The sequence below is a fragment of the Streptomyces sp. NPDC006365 genome (assembly GCF_042870755.1).
GTDB lineage: Bacteria > Actinomycetota > Actinomycetes > Streptomycetales > Streptomycetaceae > Streptomyces > Streptomyces xiangluensis.
On sequence record NZ_JBIAHS010000005.1, the window covers coordinates 30,674 to 53,725 of the forward strand.

23 protein-coding genes are annotated in these 23,052 nt (G+C 70.6%); 13 read left to right on the forward strand and 10 right to left on the reverse strand.

Annotation, left to right across the window (positions count from 1 at the left end; all coding sequences use genetic code 11):
* Positions 1 to 74 precede the first annotated feature (74 nt).
* The gene (locus tag ACFYO0_RS16145; RefSeq protein ID WP_388675556.1) at positions 75 to 857 is read left to right on the forward strand and encodes an NUDIX domain-containing protein; all 783 of its coding nucleotides are present in this window, start codon (positions 75 to 77) and stop codon (positions 855 to 857) included.
* Positions 854 to 1,873, forward strand: coding sequence for an ADP-ribosylglycohydrolase family protein (locus ACFYO0_RS16150; RefSeq protein WP_388675559.1), 1,020 nt, complete (start codon positions 854 to 856; stop codon positions 1,871 to 1,873). The genes ACFYO0_RS16145 and ACFYO0_RS16150 overlap by 4 nt, the downstream gene beginning before the upstream one ends.
* A gap of 91 nt (positions 1,874 to 1,964) precedes the next feature.
* Here the strand turns inward: ACFYO0_RS16150 and ACFYO0_RS16155 are convergent, their stop codons facing one another.
* From ACFYO0_RS16155 to ACFYO0_RS16170, 4 genes are read right to left on the reverse strand one after another with little or no spacing between them, the layout of a single operon-like run.
* A complete protein-coding gene (locus tag ACFYO0_RS16155; RefSeq protein WP_388675561.1) occupies positions 1,965 to 2,684 on the reverse strand; it encodes a DNA polymerase beta superfamily protein in 720 nt (239 codons plus the stop codon).
* A 22-nt stretch (positions 2,685 to 2,706) separates the two neighbouring features.
* Entirely contained in the window at positions 2,707 to 3,162 is a 456-nt protein-coding gene (locus ACFYO0_RS16160; protein WP_388675564.1) for a Rieske (2Fe-2S) protein, read from the reverse strand.
* Positions 3,159 to 3,746, reverse strand: a complete 588-nt coding sequence (locus ACFYO0_RS16165) for a DUF6529 family protein (protein WP_388675567.1) — start codon at positions 3,744 to 3,746, stop codon at positions 3,159 to 3,161. Before ACFYO0_RS16165 ends, ACFYO0_RS16160 begins: the two co-directional genes overlap by 4 nt.
* A 46-nt stretch (positions 3,747 to 3,792) precedes the next feature.
* Positions 3,793 to 4,464 (reverse strand): hypothetical protein, encoded by a 672-nt coding sequence (locus tag ACFYO0_RS16170; RefSeq protein WP_388675570.1) that lies wholly within the window; start codon positions 4,462 to 4,464, stop codon positions 3,793 to 3,795.
* Between the two features lie 358 nt (positions 4,465 to 4,822).
* Here ACFYO0_RS16170 and aroH point away from each other — a divergent pair, with 358 nt between their 5' ends.
* From aroH to der, 5 genes are all read left to right on the forward strand, one after another.
* Entirely contained in the window at positions 4,823 to 5,185 is a 363-nt protein-coding gene (aroH, locus tag ACFYO0_RS16175) for a chorismate mutase (RefSeq protein WP_388675572.1), read from the forward strand.
* Entirely contained in the window at positions 5,182 to 6,267 is a 1,086-nt protein-coding gene (locus ACFYO0_RS16180; RefSeq protein WP_388675575.1) for a prephenate dehydrogenase, read from the forward strand. The genes aroH and ACFYO0_RS16180 overlap by 4 nt, the downstream gene beginning before the upstream one ends.
* Positions 6,268 to 6,401: 134 nt before the next feature.
* A complete protein-coding gene (gene cmk / locus ACFYO0_RS16185; protein WP_388675578.1) occupies positions 6,402 to 7,097 on the forward strand; it encodes a (d)CMP kinase in 696 nt (231 codons plus the stop codon).
* A gap of 53 nt (positions 7,098 to 7,150) precedes the next feature.
* Complete coding sequence (locus tag ACFYO0_RS16190) at positions 7,151 to 7,783, forward strand: lysophospholipid acyltransferase family protein (protein ID WP_388676559.1); 633 nt, start codon at positions 7,151 to 7,153, stop codon at positions 7,781 to 7,783.
* A 61-nt stretch (positions 7,784 to 7,844) separates the two neighbouring features.
* Complete coding sequence (der, locus tag ACFYO0_RS16195; RefSeq protein ID WP_388675581.1) at positions 7,845 to 9,314, forward strand: ribosome biogenesis GTPase Der; 1,470 nt, start codon at positions 7,845 to 7,847, stop codon at positions 9,312 to 9,314.
* 100 nt (positions 9,315 to 9,414) lie between these two features.
* Here der and ACFYO0_RS16200 read toward each other — a convergent pair whose 3' ends face one another.
* On the reverse strand, positions 9,415 to 9,738 hold the full coding sequence (locus tag ACFYO0_RS16200; RefSeq protein ID WP_388675583.1) for a hypothetical protein: 324 nt from the start codon (positions 9,736 to 9,738) through the stop codon (positions 9,415 to 9,417).
* A gap of 248 nt (positions 9,739 to 9,986) precedes the next feature.
* Positions 9,987 to 10,781: a hypothetical protein gene (locus ACFYO0_RS16205; protein WP_388675587.1), complete on the reverse strand. Its 795-nt coding sequence runs from the start codon at positions 10,779 to 10,781 to the stop codon at positions 9,987 to 9,989.
* Positions 10,782 to 11,319: 538 nt separating this feature from the next.
* On the opposite strand from ACFYO0_RS16205, the gene ACFYO0_RS16210 reads away from it, so the two are divergent.
* Positions 11,320 to 11,940 carry a transglycosylase family protein gene (locus ACFYO0_RS16210; protein ID WP_388675590.1) on the forward strand — a complete coding sequence of 207 codons (621 nt, stop codon included), beginning with the start codon at positions 11,320 to 11,322 and terminating at the stop codon, positions 11,938 to 11,940.
* A gap of 135 nt (positions 11,941 to 12,075) precedes the next feature.
* Positions 12,076 to 12,711 carry a transglycosylase family protein gene (locus tag ACFYO0_RS16215; RefSeq protein ID WP_388675592.1) on the forward strand — a complete coding sequence of 212 codons (636 nt, stop codon included), beginning with the start codon at positions 12,076 to 12,078 and terminating at the stop codon, positions 12,709 to 12,711.
* Here the strand turns inward: ACFYO0_RS16215 and ACFYO0_RS16220 are convergent.
* From ACFYO0_RS16220 to ACFYO0_RS16230, 3 genes are read right to left on the reverse strand one after another with little or no spacing between them, the layout of a single operon-like run.
* Positions 12,653 to 13,330: an ATP-binding cassette domain-containing protein gene (locus ACFYO0_RS16220; protein WP_388675595.1), complete on the reverse strand. Its 678-nt coding sequence runs from the start codon at positions 13,328 to 13,330 to the stop codon at positions 12,653 to 12,655. The two genes, ACFYO0_RS16215 and ACFYO0_RS16220, sit on opposite strands and share 59 nt — an antisense overlap.
* A complete protein-coding gene (locus ACFYO0_RS16225) occupies positions 13,327 to 16,218 on the reverse strand; it encodes an ATP-binding cassette domain-containing protein (RefSeq protein WP_388675597.1) in 2,892 nt (963 codons plus the stop codon). The genes ACFYO0_RS16220 and ACFYO0_RS16225 overlap by 4 nt, the downstream gene beginning before the upstream one ends.
* A gap of 13 nt (positions 16,219 to 16,231) precedes the next feature.
* The gene (locus ACFYO0_RS16230) at positions 16,232 to 16,720 is read right to left on the reverse strand and encodes a hypothetical protein (RefSeq protein WP_388675600.1); all 489 of its coding nucleotides are present in this window, start codon (positions 16,718 to 16,720) and stop codon (positions 16,232 to 16,234) included.
* Between the two features lie 173 nt (positions 16,721 to 16,893).
* Here ACFYO0_RS16230 and ACFYO0_RS16235 point away from each other — a divergent pair, with 173 nt between their 5' ends.
* The 4 genes from ACFYO0_RS16235 (at position 16,894) to ACFYO0_RS16250 (ending at position 20,975) form a co-directional block, all read left to right on the forward strand.
* Complete coding sequence (locus ACFYO0_RS16235) at positions 16,894 to 17,421, forward strand: hypothetical protein (RefSeq protein ID WP_388675602.1); 528 nt, start codon at positions 16,894 to 16,896, stop codon at positions 17,419 to 17,421.
* On the forward strand, positions 17,396 to 18,697 hold the full coding sequence (locus ACFYO0_RS16240; RefSeq protein ID WP_388675605.1) for an ABC transporter substrate-binding protein: 1,302 nt from the start codon (positions 17,396 to 17,398) through the stop codon (positions 18,695 to 18,697). The genes ACFYO0_RS16235 and ACFYO0_RS16240 overlap by 26 nt, the downstream gene beginning before the upstream one ends.
* Positions 18,698 to 18,879: 182 nt before the next feature.
* Complete coding sequence (locus tag ACFYO0_RS16245) at positions 18,880 to 20,151, forward strand: glycosyltransferase family 4 protein (protein ID WP_388675608.1); 1,272 nt, start codon at positions 18,880 to 18,882, stop codon at positions 20,149 to 20,151.
* A complete protein-coding gene (locus ACFYO0_RS16250) occupies positions 20,148 to 20,975 on the forward strand; it encodes a hypothetical protein (RefSeq protein WP_388675611.1) in 828 nt (275 codons plus the stop codon). Before ACFYO0_RS16245 ends, ACFYO0_RS16250 begins: the two co-directional genes overlap by 4 nt.
* On the opposite strand, the gene ctaD is transcribed toward ACFYO0_RS16250, so the two are convergent.
* On the reverse strand, positions 20,959 to 22,650 hold the full coding sequence (gene ctaD, locus ACFYO0_RS16255; protein ID WP_388675613.1) for a cytochrome c oxidase subunit I: 1,692 nt from the start codon (positions 22,648 to 22,650) through the stop codon (positions 20,959 to 20,961). The two genes, ACFYO0_RS16250 and ctaD, sit on opposite strands and share 17 nt — an antisense overlap.
* Positions 22,651 to 23,052 lie beyond the last annotated feature (402 nt).

Consider the following 23,052-nt stretch of genomic DNA (forward strand, 5'->3'; position numbering starts at 1 on the left):
CACAGGAGTTGAGGGGTTGCCACAGCCCGCCCACCTTTTTATAGTCTAAGTGACTATTAAAGAGGTGGTCGGGCGTGACATCAGCAGCGGGCACCGCACCCGAGGGCTACGACAAGCACGCCTTCGAGCCCTTCGCCGTCACCGTGGACCTCGCGGTGTTCACGATCCGGGCGGCCGTACTCCAGGTGCTGCTGATCCAGCGCGGTCAGGAGCCGTACGCGGACCGCTGGGCACTGCCCGGCGGTTTCGTCCTGCCCGACGAGTCCGCGGAGACGGCCGCCCGGCGCGAACTCGCCGAGGAGACCGGCCTGTCGGACGTCCCCGGACTGCATCTGGAGCAGCTGCGGACCTACAGCGAACCGGACCGCGATCCCCGGATGCGGGTCGTCTCCGTGGCGTACACGGCGCTGCTGCCCGACGCTCCCTCAGACTCCGTCCGGGGGGACTCCCACCTCGCTTCGCTCGAGCCGCACGGCGGCTCGGACGCGGCCCACGCCCAGTGGCTGCCGTACGACGGGCTCGGACCGCTCGCCTTCGACCACGACCGGATCCTCGTCGACGCCCATGAACGGGTCGGCGCCAAGCTCGAGTACACCTGTCTCGCCACGGCCTTCTGCCCGCCCGAGTTCACGCTCGGGGAGCTTCAGCAGGTCTACGAGACGGTGTGGGGGACGGTCCTGGACCGGCCCAACTTCCGGCGCAAGGTCCTCGCCACGCCCGGCTTCGTCGAACCGATCCCCGGCGCGGCGCGCCTGACCGGCGGGCGGGGCAAGCCGGCGGCGCTGTACCGGGCGGGTACGGCCGCCACCCTCCACCCACCTCTGCTCCGACCGTCCCGGGAAGGACGCCCCGTATGACCACCACTGTGAGGAAGCAAGCCGCCACCGGAGCGCTCAACGGTCTCGCGCTCGGGGACGCGCTCGGCTTCCCTACCGAGTTCAATGACGTGCCGTCGATTCTCGCCAAGTTCGGGCCGTGGCGTGAGATGGAGTTGCCGACGCCGGCGATCGTCACCGACGACACACAGATGACGCTGGCGTTGGGGCGAGGGTTGCGGGCGGTGATGGACCGCGGGGTGCTCGAACCCGAGGCGATGGCCGAGGCCGTACGCCAGGAGTTCATCGCCTGGAACCGCTCTCCGGAGAACAACCGCGCCCCGGGCAACACCTGCCTCAGGGCCTGCGGTCTGCTGGAGCGCGCGGACCGGCCCTGGCAGGACGCCAGCCAGATCCACTCCAAGGGCTGCGGCGCCAACATGCGCGTCGCGCCCATCGGGCTGATCCCCGGCCTGAGCGACGAACAGCGCGCCGGGGCCGCCCAGTTGCAGGCCGCGCTCACACACGGCCACCCCACGGCGCTGGCCGCGTCCGATCTCACCGCGCATGCCGTACGCCTCCTCGCCCAGGGCACCGAACCGACCGGCCTCGTCGGACTGCTGCGCTCGTACGCGTACGAGAACCGCGACCGCTACCACGACCACTGGCTCGGTGACCTGTGGACGCGCAGCCAGGATCCGACGCCCACGCACTTCATCGCGCGGGGCTGGGACGAGTGCGTGGAGATCCTGGACCGGTTGCAGAAAGCCGTGCGCTCGCCCTCGCCCGAGACGGACCCGTGTCTGGCCACCGGCGAGGGCTGGATCGCGGAAGAAGCCCTCGCCACCGGCTTGCTCTGCTTCCTGCTGTTCCTCGACGAGCCGCTCACGGCGCTGCGCCGAGCGGCCTGTACCTCGGGCGACTCCGACTCGATCGCCTGCCTCGCGGGTGCGTTCGCCGGGGCGTACACCGGGGCCGGTGCCTGGCCAACGGAGTGGGCCGACAGGATCGAGTACCGGGGTGATCTCATGGCCCTGGGAGCGCTCTGGGATTCTTGAGCGCCCGGTGCCTCCGGCGGTTGGCCCGGTGGGTGCGGGTGCGGGTGCGGTGCACGGCCTGGCCACACAAACCCGCACCAAGCCACGAACCTCAAATGCTGCTCTGCGCGAGCCGGTCGTCCGGGTCCGGCTGGAGGGCTGAGGTGCGGCGGGTGCGGATCAGGAAGTCCTCGATCCTGGCGCGGTCCGGCTCGGGCGGGAGCGGGGTGCGGGCGGCTGCCTCGTCCGCTTCCGTGGCGAGGCGGGCCATGCGGGACTCGATGGCCGCCCAGGGGACCTCGCCGCGTTTCACCGCGAGCAGGGGTTCCCGCTGGTCGCCGACGTCGAGAGTGAGGGTGCCCGTGCGGAGCAGGTCGCGGCAGCTCGTCAGGAGGCGCAGCAGGTGCATGGCGTGCTTCCAGCGGGGTGCCCCGTGGGTGCGGACGTCCACTTCCAGCTTTTTGCGCTGGCCCAGGGCGTAGCGCGCGAAGGTGTTGTGGGCCTGGCGCGAGAGGAATGCTTCGCGCAGGGCGAGGAGCTCGCGGCCTGTGCCGTCCGCGTAGGTGACGAGTGGGGAGTGCAGGCACTCCAGGATGTTCGGGTTGGCGCGCAGGGCCAGTGCGCAGAAGCGCTCCAGTTCCCAGCTGAACTGTTCGTCCGCGGGGCCGTCGGCGTGCGTCGGCGGCTTCTCGAAGCGCCAGAAGAGCGGGGTGGGGGCCAGGAACACGCCCCGGACGTCCGTATCACTGGTGTCCGTGGCCAGGCCGAAGGCACGGGAGCCCATGACGCAGGAGAAGATCGTGTGATCACGGACCAGATCCTCGGGGCTCATGCGGACGAGCCTAAGGGCCCGTTCATGCCAGGCGAATCGAATTTCCCGTGACCGCGATCTTCTCCTCGGGGAGCGGCCTCGTCGCGGGGCCATCCGCCACCGAGGCGTCGGCGACGCGGAACTTGCTGCCGTGACAGGTGCAGTTGATGGTGCCGTCCGAGACATTGGCGACCGTGCAGCGCTGATGGGTGCAGATGGCCGAGAAGGCCTTGAACTCGCCCTGCTCGGGCTGGGTGACGACGACCTGCTCGTCCTTGAAGATCTTGCCGCCGCCGACCGGGATGTCAGTGGTCTTGGCCAGTTCCTCGCCGGCCGGGGCCTCGCCGGGGGACTCGCCGGACGTCGGCTCCTCCTGAGCCGGCGACTCCGCCTCGCCCCCGCCGTTCTCGTTCCCGTACTCGCTGCACCCCACGAGCAGGGCAGCCGCGCCGGCCGCGCCCGCCGCGAGCACCGTGCGACGCGTCGAGCTGATCGTCATGTCGTCACTCCGAATGTGCGGAAGAACCAGAGGGCGGAGGTCAGCCAGACCACCGTGAGCGTGGCGAAGACGAGCCCGCCGACGATGGGCAGCAGCCAACCGGGCAGTCGCTCCGAGCGAAGGAGCAGCATCTTGGCGCTGAAGGCACCGAAGAAGAAGCAGCCCAGGACCGAATGCCACAATACGCGCGGTTCATATGTTTGGTAGCCCAATGCGTACAAACAGTGCACAGCGACCGGCACCGCGACCAGGAACGCGACCCGCCCCGACCAGCGGTGCAGCACCCCTGCCCAGCTCGGTCCCGGCAGCTTCCCGTACACCATGAGCGCCGACACGAGCTGGACGACCGCGAAGCCCATCGCCGCCGTGCCCAGCCAGGACTTGACGGCGCCCGTGCTGTTGAACCCGGCCAGATTGAAGGCCGTGCCCGCCGGGTCGTGCACCTTGCCGTACGCACCGAGGGCGAGGGCGACCGCCCCGGCGACCAGGGCCGGGACGAGGTAGCCGACGGCCTGCGGGCGGCGACCGCGGGCCGGTTCGGGTGAGGGGAAGTCCTGGGTGGCGGCGTTCGGGTCGACGGTCATGGTCGGCTCCCTGCGGTCAGGGTTGAGGCCAGGGCTGAACGGGGGACTACGGCTGCACGGGGCGTGCGGTGAGCTGCTGTCCGTCGACCGTCACGGCGCCGGTCTCGGGGGCGATACGGGGCGCGGCCGAGGGGGTGCCGTCGCGCTTGACGATGCCGACCTGCTGACCGTCCGGCAGCACGATCCAGCCGCCGTCGATCTCGGCGCCGCGTACGGACTCGGTGGCCCGGTACAGCCCCGAGGGCTTGAGCGCCTTGTCGGCGGTGAACCCGTACTCCTGCTGACCCATGTCCACCGTGCCGCTGATCCGGCTGCCCTTCAGCTCGCCGTTCAGCACACCGCCCTGCGGGCTGGTGAGGCGCATGGTGCCGTCGGCCTTGACGTCGCCCTTCAGCCAGGACTCCTGGTCCCGGCCGTCGCAGAAGTACGCGATCGCCCTGCCGTCGCGCAGTGATACCGCGACCGCGGAGGAGTCGTCGTCCGTACGGCCCGCGTAGTCGGCGTTGGCCGGTGCGCTCGGCGACGGGCTCGGTGGCGGGCTCGGTGGCGCGGTCGTCTTCGTCGGGTCCGGCGCCGGGCTGGGCGACACCTTCGTGGCGGGCTTCTCGCCCCCAGCCGATGAGGTGGTGCTCGCCCCTGTCGTCGCGTTGAGCGACAGCATCAACAGGCCCAGCAGGAGTCCCCCGAGAAGCGTGAAAAGTGGTCCGGAGCGCTTCATTTGTGCCTCCCCCGAGGCGTCGCGGACAGCATCCCCATGCAAGCGGAAGCGCGGGGGCGGCGTCCAGAGGCGGACCGATGCCGTTTCACCCCAATTGGCGGGACCGTACGGTTCCGTGACATGACGCTCCGCTGGAAATGCAGTTCGAATGCTGCGGGCCGTCTGTGGCTGGTCGCGCCACGCGGCGGAGCCGCACATGTCACAGCCCCGCGCCCCTTACGTGCGCGGCAGCGAACCGGACTCCGGAAAGACCCCAATGTCCTCGTCTCGGCAGGCGGGCGCCGCGTACTCGCGTACTGCGGGCTGACTACGCTGGATGTGCACAGAGCCGATACGTACATCAGCGAGGAGCGACACCGTGGCGGTACGAGCGGTCCGCGGCGCCGTCCAACTGGAGCGGGACGAAGCCGGGCACATGGACGAGCAGGTCAGTGAGCTGCTCTCCGCCATCCTGGAGCGGAACTCTCTGACCACCGAGGACCTCATCAGTATCTGGTTCACGGCGACGCCCGACCTGCACAGCGACTTTCCGGCAGCCGCCGCGCGCAAGCTCGGCATCGTCGATGTACCGCTGATCTGCGCGCAGGAGCTGGACATCGAGGGCGCCATGCCGCGGGTCATACGCGTCCTCGCGCACATCGAATCCGATCTGCCGCGCTCCGACATCGCGCATGTCTACCTGGGCGCCGCGGCAACGCTCCGCAAGGACATCGCCCAGTGAGGACCGCACTCGTCATCGGTACGGGGCTCATCGGCACGTCGGCGGCGCTGGCCCTGGTGGGGCGTGGCGTCGTCGTGCACCTCGCCGACCACGACCCGGAGCAGGCACGTACGGCCGCCGCGCTCGGCGCGGGCACGGACGAGGAGCCCGCGGGCCCCGTCGACCTCGCGATCGTCGCGGCGCCGCCCGCACACGTGGCCGCGACGCTCGCGGACGCGATGCGGCGCGGGGTCGCGCGCGGCTACCTGGACGTGGCCAGCGTCAAGGGAGGGCCGCGTCGTGAGCTGGAGTCGCTGGGTCTCGACCTTTCCGCGTACATCGGTTCGCACCCCATGGCGGGCCGTGAGAAGTCGGGCCCCCTGGCCGCGACCGGGGACCTCTTCGAGGGCCGCCCCTGGGTGCTGACGCCGACCCGGGACACCGACACCGAAGTGCTCAACCTGGCGCTGGAGTTGGTGTCGCACTGCCGGGCCGTGCCGGTTGTGATGGACGCCGACGCCCACGACCGTGCGGTCGCCCTGGTCTCCCACATGCCCCACCTGGTGTCCAGCATGGTCGCCGCGCGCCTGGAGAACGCCGAGGAGGCGGCCGTACGCCTCTGTGGGCAGGGCATCCGCGACGTCACGCGTATCGCGGCCTCCGACCCCCGGATGTGGATCGACATCCTGTCCGCGAACCCCGGGCCGGTAGCCGATCTCCTCGCGGACGTCTCCGCCGACCTGGACGAAACGGTGCAGGCCCTGCGCGCCCTCCAGTCCTCCGACGAGGCCAAGCGCCGTGAGGGCGCCACCGGCATCGAGGACGTCCTGCGCCGCGGCAACGCCGGCCAGATCCGAGTCCCCGGCAAACACGGGGCCGCCCCCACGGTGTACGAGAGCGTCGTCGTCCTCATCAACGACCAGCCGGGCCAACTGGCCCGCATCTTCGCGGACGCGGGTGCCGCGGGCGTCAACATCGAGGACGTACGCATCGAGCATGCGACCGGGCAGCAGGCGGGCTTGGTGGAGTTGATGGTGAAGCCGGTGGTGGCGCCGGTGTTGACGGCGGCGTTGCGGGAGCGGGGCTGGGCGATCCGGCAGTAGGGGCCGGTGAGGGGGCGGCGGTGGGGATGGGCCGGAGGCCAGTAATACCGGGGTCGGGGAGACAGTAACCTTGTGCGGGGCGCGATCGTGCCCGTACCAGTCCACCACCCCGTATCAGGAAGGTGCCCGCACCCGTGGAAACCAGCGCCGCCCGGACCGCACAGGCAGTGATCGTCGCCATTGACGGCCCCTCCGGCACGGGCAAGTCGAGCACCTCGAAGGCCGTCGCCGCCCAGCTCGGTCTGAGCTACCTCGACACCGGCGCCCAGTACCGGGCGATCACGTGGTGGATGGTGAACAACGGCATCGACATCAGCGATCCCACCGCGATCGCGGCCGTGGCCGCGAAGCCCGAGATCGTGTCCGGCACGGACCCCTCGGCGCCGACCATCACGGTGGACGGCACCGACGTCTCGGGCCCGATCCGCACCCAGGAGGTCACCTCCAAGGTGAGCGCGGTCAGTGCCGTGCCCGAAGTGCGCGCCCGGATCACCGAGCTGCAGCGTTCGGTCGCCGCGGCAGCCGAGCGGGGCATAGTCGTCGAGGGCCGGGACATCGGGACCACCGTGCTGCCCGACGCCGACCTGAAGATCTTCCTCACCGCGTCCCCGGAGGCCCGCGCCGCCCGTCGCAGCGGTGAGCTGAAGGGCGCCGACCTCCACACGACCCGCGAGGCCCTGCTGAAGCGGGACGCGGCCGACTCCAGCCGTAAGACCTCGCCGCTCGCCAAGGCGGACGACGCGGTCGAGGTGGACACCTCCGACCTCACGCTCCAGCAGGTCATCGAGTGTGTCGTCACCCTCGTCGAGGAGAAGCGGGCAGCGACGTGACCCCTCCGTCCGAGAAGGGCGCCGAGATCGGGCGGCGCATCGGCGTCGGGCTGATGTACGGGCTGTGGAAGCCGCGCGTGCTCGGCGCCTGGAGGGTCCCCGCGACCGGCCCGGTGATCCTCGCCGTCAACCATTCCCACAACATCGACGGTCCGATGGTCATCGGCGTGGCGCCCCGGCCGTCGCACTTCCTGGTCAAGAAGGAGGCGTTCGTCGGCCCGCTCGGCCCCTTCATGCACGCCGTCGGCCAGCTGAAGGTGGACCGCTCGATCGCCGACCGCACGGCCATCACCCAGGCCCTCGGCGTACTGGAGAACGGCGGCGTCCTCGGCATCTTCCCCGAGGGCACCCGCGGCGAGGGCGACTTCGCCTCGCTGCGCGCGGGGCTCTCCTACTTCGCTGTGCGCAGCGGAGCGCCGGTCGTTCCGGTCGCCGTCCTGGGAAGTACGGAGCGGCGCGGACGGTTGATAAAAGGGCTGCCTCCACTGCGCAGCCGGGTCGACGTCGTCTTCGGGGACCCCTTCGAAGCGGGCGACGGCAGCGGACGGCGTACGCGCAAGGCGCTCGACGAGGCGACCGGGCGCATCCAGAAGCAGCTCGCTGCCCACCTGGAAGATGCCAGGCGCCTCACCGGACGCCTGGAAAACGCCCGGCGTCTCACCACGCACCAGGCGACACTTGAGTAGTGGATCACCCGGAATCAGGGGTTCCACCGATCACCACGATGAACGACGAGGTACGGACTTCATGAACGACCACATCCAGCCCGACGGCTCGGAGCACGAGCACGGGGCACTTGGCGATGCCGAGTACGCGGAGTTCATGGAGCTCGCCGCGGAAGAGGGCTTCGACGTCGAGGACGTCGAGGGCGCGATCGAGGCGGCCGGTCACGGCCCGCTCCCGGTCCTCGCCGTCGTCGGCCGCCCGAATGTCGGCAAGTCGACCCTGGTGAACCGCATCATCGGCCGCCGCGAGGCGGTCGTCGAGGACAAGCCCGGTGTCACCCGCGACCGCGTCACCTACGAGGCCGAGTGGGCGGGCCGCCGCTTCAAGGTCGTCGACACCGGCGGCTGGGAGCAGGACGTCCTCGGCATCGACGCGTCCGTGGCCGCGCAGGCCGAGTACGCGATCGAGGCGGCCGACGCGGTCGTCTTCGTCGTGGACGCCAAGGTCGGCGCGACCGACACCGACGAGGCGGTCGTCCGGCTGCTGCGCAAGGCGGGCAAGCCCGTCGTGCTGTGCGCCAACAAGGTCGACGGCCAGAGCGGCGAAGCCGACGCTGCGTACCTGTGGTCCCTCGGCCTCGGCGAGCCGCACCCCGTCTCCGCCCTGCACGGCCGCGGCACCGGCGACATGCTGGACGCCGTGCTGGAGGCGCTGCCGGACGCTCCTGCGCAGACCTTCGGCGGCGGCGTCGGCGGACCTCGCCGTATCGCCCTCATCGGCCGCCCGAATGTCGGCAAGTCGTCCTTGCTCAACAAGGTCGCGAACGAGGAGCGCGTGGTCGTCAACGAGGTCGCGGGCACCACCCGTGACCCGGTCGACGAACTCATCGAACTCGGCGGAATCACCTGGAAGTTCGTGGACACGGCGGGCATCCGCAAGCGCGTCCACCTCCAGCAGGGCGCCGACTACTACGCCTCGCTGCGCACGGCCGCCGCCGTGGAGAAGGCGGAGCTCGCGGTCATCCTCATCGACGCCTCCGAGTCCATCTCCGTCCAGGACCAGCGCATCGTGACGATGGCCGTGGAGGCGGGCCGCGCGATCGTCGTCGCCTTCAACAAGTGGGACACCCTCGACGAGGAGCGCCGCTACTACCTGGAGCGGGAGATCGAGACCGAGCTCGGCCAGGTGGCGTGGGCGCCGCGCGTGAACGTCTCGGCGCTCACGGGCCGCCACATGGAGAAGCTGGTCCCGGCCATCGAGACGGCGCTGGCGGGCTGGGAGACCCGGGTCCCGACGGGCCGGCTGAACGCCTTCCTCGGTGAGCTGGTCGCCTCGCATCCGCACCCCATCCGGGGTGGCAAGCAGCCGCGGATCCTCTTCGGTACGCAGGCGGGCACGAAGCCGCCGCGGTTCGTGCTCTTCGCGTCCGGCTTCATCGAGCACGGCTACCGGCGCTTCGTGGAGCGCCGACTGCGCGAGCAGTTCGGCTTCGAGGGGACGCCGATCCATATCTCCGTACGGGTGCGCGAGAAGCGCGGCAAGAAGAAGTAACGGGTGCCTGTGACGAGTTGAGCGCGCTGAAAGGGCCCCCTGCTGGTGCAGGGGGCCCTTTCCGTACGTACGAGATGTTCCGTATGTGTGAACGGCCGCGTCAGCGTTCCTTGCGTGGCCAGGGCGGTAGTGCCGGGATCAGCCCCGAGGTGTGCTGCCGCGCGACCGGCTGCCAGACGCCGGTGGTGCTGCTGCCGCGCGAGGCCGGGCGTCCGCTCGTGTTCTGCACGGCCCCGAAGGCGGTGAAGCCCAGATCCTCCTCGCCGCTGCGATCGCCCGGCAGGGCACGGAAGGACCGGCGGAACTCCGCGTAGAGCGCGTCGTAGATCGGCGTGGCCGACTGACCGGAGGAGCCCTGCGCCGGCCGCATGGCCGGGATCGGTGACGTGTACGGCAGGCGGCGAGGGGTGTCGTAGGTGTGCACGTACGTGCCAACGACCCCGAAGCCCAACGGATGCGCCCGACCTGGGCTGACGCGGGCTTCGCCCCTCCAGGGGCGCGGGGCTGTGACACCATGCGGCTCCGCCGCGTGGGGGTCCCCCGCTCATGGGGGTCCCCCGCTCGAGCGAAGCCGAGAGTGAGGGAGGCCGAGACTGGGGGAGCGCCCAGCCACGACGGACCCGCAGCAAACCCGCCGGCCTCAGTACCCGGAACCCGGCGGAGCGCTCACGTTCACGTCCCTGCGAGCGGCATCGCGCAAGCCACCAGCTTGCCGTTGGCCGCCGCCTTGTCGAGGGCCTCGCGGAGCAGGTCCTCGCGGGGCTGGCGCCCGATCGAGCCGACGGGGGCCGCGAACAGCAGCACCTGATGGTGCTTGTTGGCGGCCTGCCGCCAACTGTCGGTGACCTGGAGCGGCTGGTGGGCCTGCCACCAGGCGACGGGCGAGCCGCCACCCGCGCCGGGCTGCAGGACCGCGTGGAGCTGACCCATGGCGAGCAGGACGGACCAGCCGTGCAGCACGGGCGGCACCTCGGTCAGCTGGGACAGCGGCATGAAGCCCTGCTCGATGAGGAGGGGCAGGAAGTCGTCACCCCCGCCTCCCATAGTGCCGGGACGCGCGATGGGCCCGGTCGGCTCGACCACGAGCGCGGGGTGCAACTCGCCGCCGAGCAGGACGAGTCCGCTGGTGACACCGAGGACGGCCTGCTCGGGCAGGGTCTCCGAGGGGCGCTCGTGGCCGGCGACCGAGTCCTGTCCGGTGATCGAGCGGACGGCGCCCTGCAGCTGCTCCTCCGTGACCTGGACGACCTGCGAGGGCAGACAGGTGGCGTGGGCGAAGGCGAGGACGGCGGTCTCCTCGCCGATGAACAGGACGGTGCTGGTGCGCTCCTGTTCCGAGTCGCCCGGGGTGCGGCAGGACGTGCAGTCGTAACTGCCCGGGGCGTTCTCTCCGGCGAGCAGCCGGTCGGCTTCTTCGTCGCCGATCTCGGCGCGTACGTCGTCGCTGACGTCGAGCATGCGCGGCACGGGTGGCTCCTCGGGATGCGGTGCGTGGCGTCGCCGGGCGGCTCCCGGCTCATGAAGCGGGAGGGTTCCCGGTTCATGAAGAAGACAACGGGCGATCTGTGGCCGGAGTCACGCCCGAGAGCGAACGGAATCGAACCATCCTGCGCGCACCGTGAATCCGGCTGCGGAATCTGCTACTCCACGCCAACTTCTCGGATGTCCAAGGAAGTTGATCCAGTGAGGTGAGTCACAGATCACCGGCATACCAGGTCGACAAATCCGGATATCGGCGAATGAAGTGGGTGGCTGGAATTCGCCGATACTGCCGGTAACGGCGAACTGGCCTGGAATGACAAGGATTTGGTTGATATCGGGCCGCGCAACTCCATAGATTCCTCGGCCGTGTGCAACGAGCACCGCTCGGGTACGTCCGCCGGCCGCACCGCAGCAGCTCGAAGCACCACCGTCGGCGGACGGGGCGGAGCGGAGCGACCGCGGCCGAAGAGCGGCGAGTTCCGTCCCGCCTTGGGGGACCCCGAGTCCTTCGAGAGGGAACTACATGTCCGATTGTGCCGACAACACTCGCAAGGTACGTACGACCGCGGTCTTCGCCGGGGCGGCACTGCTCGCCCCCCTCGGGCTGCTCACCGCGAACGGCAACGCCGCAGCGGCGGACAGCGGAGTGTGGGATCGCATCGCCCAGTGCGAGAGCGGCGGCAACTGGCGCATCAACACAGGTAACGGCTACTACGGAGGACTTCAGTTCTCCGCGGCCACCTGGCGCGCGTACGGCGGCACGGCCTACGCGTCGACCGCCGACAAGGCTTCCAAGGCGCAGCAGATCGCTGTGGCCACCAAGGTGCAGCGCGCGCAGGGCTGGGGCGCCTGGCCCGCCTGCTCCTCGCGTGCCGGCGCGTCCGGCAGCGCGCCCGCGGCGTCCACGCCCAGCACCAAGGCCGCCCCGTCCAAGCCAGCGAAGCCGTCGAAGGCGCCGGCCCGCTCGACGGGCCACACCGGCCGCGACGCGTCCCGCGGCGACTACACCGTCCGCGCCGGCGACACGCTGAGTGCTGTCGCCGCGCGACACGGGACCACCTGGGAGCGGATCTACGCCGCCAACAAGTCCGCCATAGGCGCCGATCCCAACATGATCGTCCCCGGACAGCGGCTCAACCTCTGAGCCCTTACCCCCCTGCCCCTGCCGTCGGGCACGAGGGAGCTTCTGGGTCCCATCCGGTCCTCCGACCGGGTGGGACCCCGCCCGCCTCAGGCGCGGCTGGGCGGACCTCCGTGGCCGCCTGCTTAGCGTGGCCCAATGCTGATCAAGCGCACGTGGTACGCGGCTGTCGTCGCCGTAGCCCTGACCCTGCTCGCCCCCGCCGATGCGGCCCCGTCGCCACCGCCACCGCCTCCGGCGCCCGGTCCGCCGACCGCGGCACGGGCGGCGTACGACTGTGAGAAGGACCAGTGGCCGTGGGGCTGTCTCGCCCAGTGCGAGAGCAGTGGGCGCTGGAGTGTGAACACCGGAAACGGCTTCTACGGAGGGTTGCAGTTCCTGCAGTCCACCTGGGAGCTGTTCGGCGGGCTGAAGTACGCGCCGCGCGCGGATCTGGCCACCCGGCAGGAGCAGATCGTCGTCGCCCAGGAGGTGCTGAGCGTTCAGGGATGGGAGGCGTGGCCCGTCTGCTCCAAGAGGTACGGACTCAAGGGGCGGGCGCATGTGGTGAAGTCCGGCGAGACGCTCTCGTCGCTTGCTCGCCGCTACAAGATCAAGGGTGGCTGGCAGGAGCTCTACGCGCTCAACAAGCAGGTCGTCGGGAAGGATCCCGACCGGCTGACTCCCGGCATGATGCTGAGCCTCCCCAAGGGCGCCGCCTCCGGCCAGGCAACGGTCACTCACGGTCCGGTGCTGATGGGTCCGCCGCTGCCACCTCCGCCGCCTCGCCGCTGAACACGACCTCGCCACGCCGAAGTTCGTACACGACTGCCGCCCTGCCGATCAGGCCGGGCGGCAGTCGCTGTTCGGCCACGATCACGCAGGCGTCGAGGCCACCGAGCAGTTCGTACGTGCGGGCCGCGACCGGCGGTGACATGCCCTGCGCGGGTTCGTCGACGAGTACCACGCGCGCGCGTGCCAGGAGGGCGCGGGAGAGGGCGAGCATGCGCTGCTCGCCGCCCGAGAGAGTGCCGGCGTTCCTGGCGAGCAGGGGGCGCAGTGCGGGGTAGGCGTCCAGGGCGGGCTCGAAGCGGCCGCCGGTGGCCGCGAGTTCGAGGTTCTCGCGGACGGTGAGCGAACCGAAGACGGCCTGCCGCTCCGGCACCAGGCACACTCCGCGGCGGGCCCGTTCGTATGCGGGCATCCGCGTCACGTCGGTGCCGTCCCACACCACGGCGCCGCGGGACAGGGGGACGGTTCCGGCGAGGGCGCGCAGTGCTGTCGTACGGCCCGAGCCGTTGCGGCCGAGCAGGACGGTGAGGCCGGGGGCGGGCGCGAGGAGGGTCACTCCGTGCAGGGCCTCCAGCGGGCCGTACCGCACGCGCGCGTGGCGCAGAGCAATGCCGGTGTTCATGGTTCGACCGCCGTGTCGAGTCCTTCGAGGCTGTCGAGTACGTGGCGGGTGGGGCCGGAGACCACGATGCGACCCGCCGTCATGACGTGCACGGTGTGGGCCAGGTCGGCCACGAGGTCCAGGTCGTGCTCGACGACGAGCAGGGCCATGCCGTCGGCGGCGAGGGCCCGCAACACGCGGGCCAGCGCGGCCACTTCGCCGGTGTCGAGGCCCGCGGTGGGCTCGTCGAGGAGCAGGACATGGGGGCTGCCCGCCAGGGCGCGGGCGAGTTCGACACGCCGCAGGGTGCCGGTCGGCAGCCCCGCCGCGGGCAAGGCCAGTACCGCCCCGTCGAGTCCGAGCAGCCGCGACACGCGCTCCACGGCGTCCGGATCGACGACGCGCCCCTGCTCGGCGCCGACCCGCACGTTCTCGGCCACCGTCAACGTCGGGAAGACAGCGAGCTGTTGAAACGTACGCGCCACGCCGAGACGCGTACGGGCGTGAGCCGGAAGCCGGGTCACATCCCACTCCCCGAACGTGACCCTCCCCCCGTCCGGCCGCACGGTCCCGGCGAGACAGTGGAACAGGGTGCTCTTCCCGGCCCCGTTGGGGCCGACGACGGCGGTGACCGCACCCGGCCGGAGCTCGAGATCGACACCGTCGAGGGCGGTGAAGCCGCCGTAGGTGACACGCAGGCCGCGGGCACGGAGGCGGCGCCCGGCCGGCGCACCCCGAGGCTTCGGGGGCAGCGCAGGGCCGCGGCCCGTGGGGGGCTCGGCCGACTCGGACGCGGCGTTCCGGTCGGGTGCCGCGTGGTCCGGGCCGGCGGGCGTTGTGCCCGGCTCGGGTGTCCCGCTCGGGCCCTGGGCCGTGCCCTGACGGGGCGTGCCACCCGGGCCACTCGCCCCGGCGGGACCGCCTTCCCCGGCGGGACCGCCTTCCCCGGCGGGACCGCCTTCCCCGGCGGGACCGGGTGCCTCCGCCGATTCTGGTGCTCCCGCCGAGACCCCCGTCGCCCCCGCCGCGACCCCCGCCCGGCGTGACGCGGGCGGCTTCGGGCGCAGCCTTTTCCGTACGGCGGCTCCCAGCGGCGTGAGCGTCGCCTCGCGGCGCAGGCGGAGACGGCTCCCCGCCAGGCGCAGCGCCTCGTAGGGCCCGCCGGGGAAGCGACCCACCAGCACAGCCAGGAGGCCGATCAGCGCCGCCGCCACGCCGCCGCGTGTGCCCGCGTCCAGGCCCACCAGGAGCGCCGCCGCGGCCAGGGCGCCGAGGACGCTGTCGGCGCCGAGGACGACGATCGCCGCGAACCAGAGGAGGCCGCGCACGGGGTCGTACGCGGCGGGGTCGAAGGCGCGCAGGCCCATGCCGAGCATGCCGCCGCCCAGGGCGGCCAGTGCCGCGCCCGCCACGAAGGCCGTCAGCTTCAGTGCGGGCACGCGGACGCCCGCCGCCGACGCGCCCGCCTCGTGGTCGCGCATCGCGGCCAGGGCGCGGCCGGTGCGGCCCCGGCGCAGTGCGTGCGCGGCGAGCAAGGCGCCTGCCAGGAGGCCGAGTTCGAGTACGTAGTACGTGCGGTCGTTCTCGAAGCCCGCCGGGCGGCCCAGCGTCAGGCCCGCCGTCGCGTACGGCTGGGCGAAGACGAAGCGGCTGACGCCGACGCCCACCGCGAAGGTCGCGAGGGCGAGGGCCAGACCGTGCCGGCTGATGGCGGGCCAGCCGGTCAGCAGACCCAGCGGAGCCACCAGCAGGACGGCCACCACCAGCGCGGCCAGTTCGGGAAGCTCCGGCAGGCCCGGGAAACGGCCCGCCGCCAGCAGTGCCGTGAAGAGGGCGCCGAGACCCGCGTACGCCGCCTGACCGAGCGAGATCTGGCCGCCGCGACCCGTCACCACGACCAGCGAAAGCAGCACCACCCCCAGCGCCGGAACCTGCACGGACGTATGCAGATCCCGGCCCGCGAATCCAAGCGGGATCAGGAAGAGGACCACGGCCACGATCCACGCGCCCGGCGGTGTCGCCACCCGCGCGGTCGCGGTGCGCGGCAGCGCGTCCCGGGCGCCTGTCCCCGGCAGCACCAGCGCCGCGATCAGCAGCGCGACGACGAAGAGGTTCGCCCCCAGCGCCTGTACCAGCGGCTCGCGCCAGCCCGACGGGTGGAGCCGCGTCAGCTGGCTCTGGGCGACCCCGATGCCCAGCGCCACCACCACGGCCACGGGCAGATTGCGCATCCGGGCGGCCACCGCGACCGCCACCACCTCCATCACCAGCAGCGGCAGGCCGTACGGATCGAGGCGTACGTAAGGGGCCAGGAGCACCCCCGTCAGTCCCGCCGTGAACGAGCCGAAGGCCCAGCCCACGGCGGCCACCCGGTCCGCATCGATGCCGCCGAGAACGGCGAGCGAACGGTCGTCGACGACGGCGCGCAGCTCTCTTCCGAACCGCGTCCAGCGGGTCATCGACCCCACGCCCACGGCCAGGACCAGCGTCACCGCCAACTGCCCCCAGGGATCGGCCGATACGAGCGTCGGCGCGTCCGAGTGGGCGCCCGGACCCCAGATCAGCGCCGCCCCGCCGACCAGCAGCACGAACACGCCGATCGAGGCGACCAGTGTCTGCGCCGGATCGCTGCCGAGGACGGACAGCGGACGGAAGACGAAGCGTTCCAGGGCCAGGCCGATGCCCGGCGCCACCACGAGCAGAGTGAGGGCGGCGGCGAGCGGGAGCGGCCAGTCCCACTCGACCGCGAGCTGGCGCAGCACATAGGCGCACACCATCGCGATCGCACCGTGCGCGAAGTTGAGCACGCCGGTCGCCCTGTGGGTGACGATCAGCCCGATCCCGGTGAGCGCGGCGGCACTGCCGACGGAGAGCCCGGCGAGCGTGAGGTCGTATGTCAGCGACGCCATCAGCCGGGAGCCATCAGTCGACCGAGGGGGCGTCCGAGGCGGTCGGCTCGCAGATCGGGCAGGGATCGAGCTCCCCGCGTGCGAGGACCCGCGAGTCGACCGGCAGGGCGTCCGTCTTCCCGGCGACCAGCGGGCAGTCGGCCCGGTGCCACAGCGTGCCGCCCGGCACCATCAGCAGCTCGCCGCTGACGGCGACGGGTGCCGTCACGGCTTGCCCGGACTCGTCTGCGTCGGCGGGTTCGGCGGCGACCAGGAGCCCGTACAGCTCCTCCACACGCGACGCCGCGAGGCCGTTCCTGCCGTGGGTGAGCAGCACGGCGCCCGCGATGATCAGCGCGGCGCCGGGCACCGTGCAGGATGCGAGATAGGGCAGCTGCCGCTCGGCGAACCGCTCGCCCGAGATCCCGTACCAGCCGATGACGCACAGCACCGCTCCGGCGGCGAGCGCCGCCCACCCGGCCCAGAGGACCGGATGCACAGTCCGCAGTCGAGCAGTCCTCATCGGAGCTCCCACGTCATGTGTCTGTCACGTATCTGTCCATGCCAGCCAATGGCTTGCACTATGCCCTGTGGAAGCTGACCCTGAAAGAACCGGGCGCACATGGCCCGGACCGACACCCGGTGGTGAGCCAGATGGTTCTCGGCAGCGACCTCAGGCGGGGGAGCGGCAGGCGGATGCGTGGTCCCGGACGGCGTACGGCGGCGTGGCTGGCAGCCGCGGTCCTGGTGGCGGGCCCGGCCCTCACGGCCTGCGGTGACGACAGCGGCGGCGGCGACGACGCGCCGCAGCCCTCGCCCACGGTGGAGGAGCCCACCCGCACCGAAGAGAGCCCCACGGCGCCGGAGGATGCCGCGGCGGCGGAGCGGGAGATCAAGGAGAACTGGGTGAAGTTCTTCGATCCCGCCACCCCGCTGAAGGACAAGCAGGCCTACCTGGAGAACGGCGACCGGATGGCCCCGGTCCTGCAGGCCTTCAGCGGTGACGAGCGCGGCGGGCAGGTGCAGGCGGAGGTCAACAAGGTCGAGTTCACCTCGGCGACCGAGGCGAACGTGACGTACACCCTCACTCTGCAGGGCGCCACGGTCATGCCCAACGCCAAGGGGACGGCCGTCGAGCAGGACGACGTGTGGAAGGTCTCTGTCAAGACGCTGTGCGGCCTGGTCGGGCTGAGCGGCAATGCGTCGCCGCTTCCGGGCTGCTGAGTGCGCCGTCGCGGGCTTGCTGCTCCTGCTGAGCACGGCCTGCGGCAGCCGCCTCCCGGAGAGCGACTTCGAGAACCGGCCGGACGACAACGCCCCCACCCGGGCCGGTGGCGAGCCGATCCGCGTCGGCATCATCACCAGCGCCACCAGCCCGGTCGGCGGCGACGCGTTCACCGGTCCGCGGGACGGCGCGAAGGCCTACTTCGAGCGGCTGAACGCGCGCGGCGGCATCGACGGCCGCCGGGTCGAGGTCCGTACGTGCGACGACGGCGGCAGTGGGGTCGGCAACAACGAGTGCGTGCACAAGCTCGTCGACGAGGAGAAGGTCGTCGCCCTGGTCGCCGGCGCGTCTTTGGACTACGCGGGCGCCTCTCGTGTCTCACGCGCGCGCGTGCCCGACATCGGCGGACAGCCCATCGGCCCGGCGTACGACACGTATCCGCACCTCTACAGCATCTATGGCAGCCTCGCGCCGCGGAACGGAAAGCCCGGCTGGGACGGCAAGCTGTACGGCGGTACAGAGGTGTACCGCTACTTCAAGCGTGAGCAGGGCGCCCGTACGGCGGCGGTCGTCTCCTACAACCAGCCGGCGTCGGCCGCGTACGCGCGGCTCATCACCCGGGGCCTTGAGGCCGAGGGCTACGAGGTGGTCACCGAACAGGTCGACTTCTCGCTGCCCAACTTCCGCGCCGCGGCGGCCGATCTGAAGGAGCAGGGCGCCGACCTGGTCTTCGACGCCATCGACTCGTACGGCAACGCCCAGCTGTGCAAGGCCATGGACAACGTAGGCGCCGAGGTCCTCGCCAAGGTCACCAATGTGCAGAACTGGTCGTCCACCGTCCGCGAGGACTACAAGGACTCGCCGCGCTGCCGCAACGCCCTGTGGGCGACGGGCTCCAGCCGCAACTACGAGGACACGGACCACGAGGCCGTACGGGAATTCCGGGACGCCACGAAGGACCTGGAGACCCATTCCCAGTGGCAGCTGGAGGGCTGGGCGGCAGCGATGTGGTTCACGGACGCGGCCGGGTCCTGTGCGCAAACGGGCATCACGCGCGCGTGTGTCGACCGCTTCGTGGCCGAGGGGGGCGAGGGGAAGCCGTATACAGCCGACGGCTTGCTGCTGCCCGTCACCTACGAGCGTCTGTCCAAGCCCCCGAAGACCCGCAGGACCTGTGTGTCCGTGGCCCGTTGGGAGGACAACGAGGCGTGGGTGAGCCAGGGAGACATGAACAGCAACTGTTTCGACGTACCGCAGCTGGCCTACGAACCCTGAGATGCACGCTCCCAGCGAGGCCCTCCTCTGCTTGCCCGGATGCGTGAAGATGACGAAAGGTTCCGTATATCTGTTACCAAATGGGAAACTTTTAGAGAACAAGATGATGATGGAGCCCAACCATCTCCCAGTGACCCAGGTCTGACCACGCGGTAGCGGACGAGACAGGGGATTCGGGACGCATGCATATTTCTTTCCTCCTACACAACGCGTACGGAATCGGGGGGACGATCCGAACCACGTACAACCTCGCCGGTACTCTGGCCGAGCAGCACGACGTCGAGATCGTCTCGGTGTTCCGCCACCGCGACGAGCCGGTCTTCGCGCCCGACCCGCGGGTCCGTCTGCGCCACCTCGTCGACCTCCGCAAGGAGAGCCCGGGATATGACGGCGAGGACCCCGAGAACAAGCGTCCTGCCAGGGTCTTCCCGCACGCGGAGGGCCGCTACGAACAGTACAGCGCCCTCACCGACCGCCGTATCGCCGAGCACCTCGCGAAGGTCGACGCCGATGTCGTGGTCGGCACCAGACCCGGCCTGAACGTGCATCTCGCCCGTGAGACCCGGCGCGGCCCGATACGCGTCGGCCAGGAGCACCTCACGCTCGACAGCCACTCGGCCGCCCTGCGCGAGGAACTGCGCGGCGTCTACCCCAGGCTCGACGCGCTCACGACGACCACCGAGGCGGATGCCGGTGCGTACCGCAGGAAGATGCGGCTGCCCGGCGTACGCGTCGAGGCGGTACCCAACTCCGTGCCCGCGCCCGGCATCCAGCCCGCGGACGGCTCCGGCAAGTGGGTCGTGGCGGCCGGGCGGCTCGCCCCGGTCAAGCGGTACGACCTGCTGATCAAGGCCTTCGACCGGGTACGCGACCAGCGGCCCGACTGGCGCCTGCGGATATATGGCGGTGGCCAGCAGAAGGACAAGCTGCGTGCCCTCATCGACGGTCTCCGTCTCTACAACCACGTCTATCTGATGGGCCCCGCCCACCCCATCGAGCCCGAATGGACCAAGGGTTCCATCGCCGCCGTCACCTCCAGTCTGGAGAGCTTCGGCATGACGATCGTCGAGGCCATGCGCTGCGGTTTGCCCGTCGTCTCCACGGACTGCCCGCACGGCCCCGGGGAGATCATCGACGACGGTGTCGACGGACGCCTCGTCAAGGTCGGCAGCGTCAAGGCCATCGCCGACGGCCTCCTCGAGCTGATCAACGACGACGCGCTCCGCCACCAGATGGCGAGCGCGGCCCTCAAGGACTCCGAGCGCTTCGACCCGAGCCGGATCGCCGAACGCTACGAGTCGCTGTTCTCCGGCCTGGTCACCCGCGGCGGTGACTCGGCGGGTGGCCGAATGCGCGGCTCACTGCACCGCACCCGCGCAACGCTGCTCGGTGGCGCGTATGCCGTTCGGGACGCCGGACGCACGCTACTCAAGACGGGGCACACCGCATCATGACGCTGGCCCCGCAGCCCGTGCCCCAGCACACCGACGAGGACGCTGCCATGTCTCCGCGCGCCGACTGTGTCGCCGACTCCGCGGGCGAGCTCACCTTCGACATCACCGGCACCGCCCGGCCAGGCTCCGCGTACCTGGTGCTGCGCCGCCGCGACAGCGACGAGGAGGTCAGCCTCCCGCTCACGCCGGCCGCCGACGGCAGACTGCGCGCCGGGCTGTCCGGCTGTGTCGAACTGCCCGAGGGCCGCTGGGACGCCTACGCCCAGTTGGCCGACGGCGAGCCGCAGCGCCTCGTGCCCGGCCTCAACGATCTGCGCTCGCTCGTCGACCGCGTTCCCGACGCCGCCGCCGGCAGCGTCGCCGTCCGTATCCCGTACGCCACCAGGTACGGCAACCTCACGGTCCGCAGCTGGCTGCGCGCCCCGCATGCCGAGGCGGGCGAACTGTACGTGAAAGAGGGGGAGTTGAGCGTACGCGGCCGGCTGTACGGCGAAACGCTCACCCCGGACGCGTACGCCGAAGTGCTCGCCCGTCACACACCGGCGACCGCGCTGCGAGCCGACGTCACTGCTGACGGGACCCAGTTCCGGTTCACGGTCGACTACGGCGCCCTGACGGAGGGTGTCTGGGACCTGTGGCTGTGCCCGGCGGGGGAGAGCGGGCCGCGGGTACGGATCGCCCGGCTGCTCGACGACGTCGCCGAGAAGAAGCCGATCTTCACCTACCCGAAGGTCACGCTGAAGACGGAGCAGGGCGCGGCGCTGGCGGGGCCGTACTACACGGCGGACAACGACCTGTCGGTGACGGTCACTGCGGAGAGCTGAAGCCCCGCTCCTGACCTGACCGGGTCTGGGGCGGTGTGATCGCCGCGTACTGCGGGTGGTGGAGGTCGAACGCCGGGGACTCCGAGCGGACCTTGGGCAGCGTGAGGAAGTTGTGCCGGGGCGGCGGGCAGGAGGTCGCCCATTCCATGGAACGGCCGAAGCCCCAGGGGTCGTCGACCTCCACCTTCTCGCCGTATCTGGCCGTCTTCCAGACGTTGTAGAGGAACGGCAGCGTCGACAGGCCGAGCAGGAACGAGCCGATGGTCGAGACGGTGTTGAGCGCCGTGAACCCGTCGGCGGCCAGATAGTCCGCGTACCGGCGCGGCATGCCCTCCGCGCCGAGCCAGTGCTGCACCAGGAACGTGACGTGGAAGCCGACGAAGAGCGTCCAGAAGTGGATCTTGCCGAGCCGCTCGTCGAGCAGTTTCCCGGTGAACTTCGGCCACCAGAAGTAGAGGCCGGCGAAGGTCGCGAAGACGACGGTGCCGAACACCACGTAGTGGAAGTGCGCCACCACGAAGTACGTGTCCGTGACGTGGAAGTCCAGCGGCGGTGACGCCAGGATGACCCCGCTCAGCCCACCGAACAGGAAGGTCACCAGAAAGCCCGTGGACCACAGCATGGGTGTCTCGAAGGACAGGGACCCCCTGAGCATCGTGCCGGTCCAGTTGAAGAACTTCACTCCCGTCGGCACCGCGATCAGGAACGACATGAACGAGAAGAACGGCAGCAGCACCGCTCCGGTCGCGAACATGTGGTGCGCCCACACGACCACCGACAGACCGGTGATGGCCATCGTCGCGCCGACCAGCGTCAGATAACCGAAGATCGGCTTCCGGCTGAACACCGGCAGGATCTCGGTGACGATGCCGAAGAACGGCAGCGCGATGATGTAGACCTCCGGGTGCCCGAAGAACCAGAAGAGGTGCTGCCACAGCAGCGCCCCGCCGTTGGCCGAGGCGAAGACCTGCGAGCCGAACCGGCGGTCCGACTCCAGGACCAGGAGGGCCGCGGCGAGCACCGGGAACGCCATCAGGATGAGGATCGAGGTGAACAGTGTGTTCCAGGTGAAGATCGGCATCCGGAACATCGTCATGCCGGGAGCGCGCATCCCGACGATGGTCGTCAGGAAGTTCACCGCGCCGAGGATCGTGCCGAACCCGGCCAGCGCGAGCCCCATGATCCACATGTCGGCACCGATGCCGGGCGACCGTTCCAGGCTGTTGAGCGGGGCATAGGCGAACCAGCCGAAGTTGGCGGGCCCCTCCGGCACCAGCAGCGAGCCCAGCACGATCAGCCCGCCGAAGAGGAACAGCCAGTACGACAGCATGTTCAGGCGCGGGAAGGCCACGTCGGGCGCGCCGATCTGCAGAGGCATGATCTCGTTGGCGAAACCGGCGAAGGTGGGCGTCGCGAAGAGCAGCAGCATGATCGTGCCGTGCATGGTGAACATCTGGTTGAACTGGTTGTTGTCGATCAGCTGCGTGCCCGGACGGGCGAGTTCGGCCCGCATCAGCAGCGCCATGAGACCGCCGACCAGGAAGAAGGCGAACGACGTGATCAGGTAGAGATGGCCGATCTTCTTGTGATCGGTGGTGGTGAGCCAGTCGACGATCAACCGCCCGGGCTTCACTGGTACGGCCTCGACCGGTGCCTGCGCGGTCTCAGTGCCCATTTCTGCCCCCTCGCTCGTCGCGCCACGGGCCTCCTGAAGCTCACGCCATGATGCTCGCGTCGCGCGGCGCCTCGACAGGGGGCGTACGTCGGTTCTGTGCTTGAACCATGTATTTCCTGTGGTGTGTCACCTTTCGGGACGCACCGCGGATTCGGAACGAAAAGGCATGCGCGCCTGGTGTGCGTCGCGCATTCCCCCGGGTTCCCTCCCGTTTATTCGGATCGCCGTCAAGCTAGTCAGGAATTACGTTCGGCAGTGCGCGAAACGCGTCGGGAACCGCCCGTTCGTGTGACTCGGTTCGGCCGAATCGAGTGTCGTGGTCCTGTGACAGAAGCGTGACCGGAGAGGTACCGGTGACGGATCGTGGCGGGTACCGGGCTTCCCCGTCCGCATTCCGGCGCC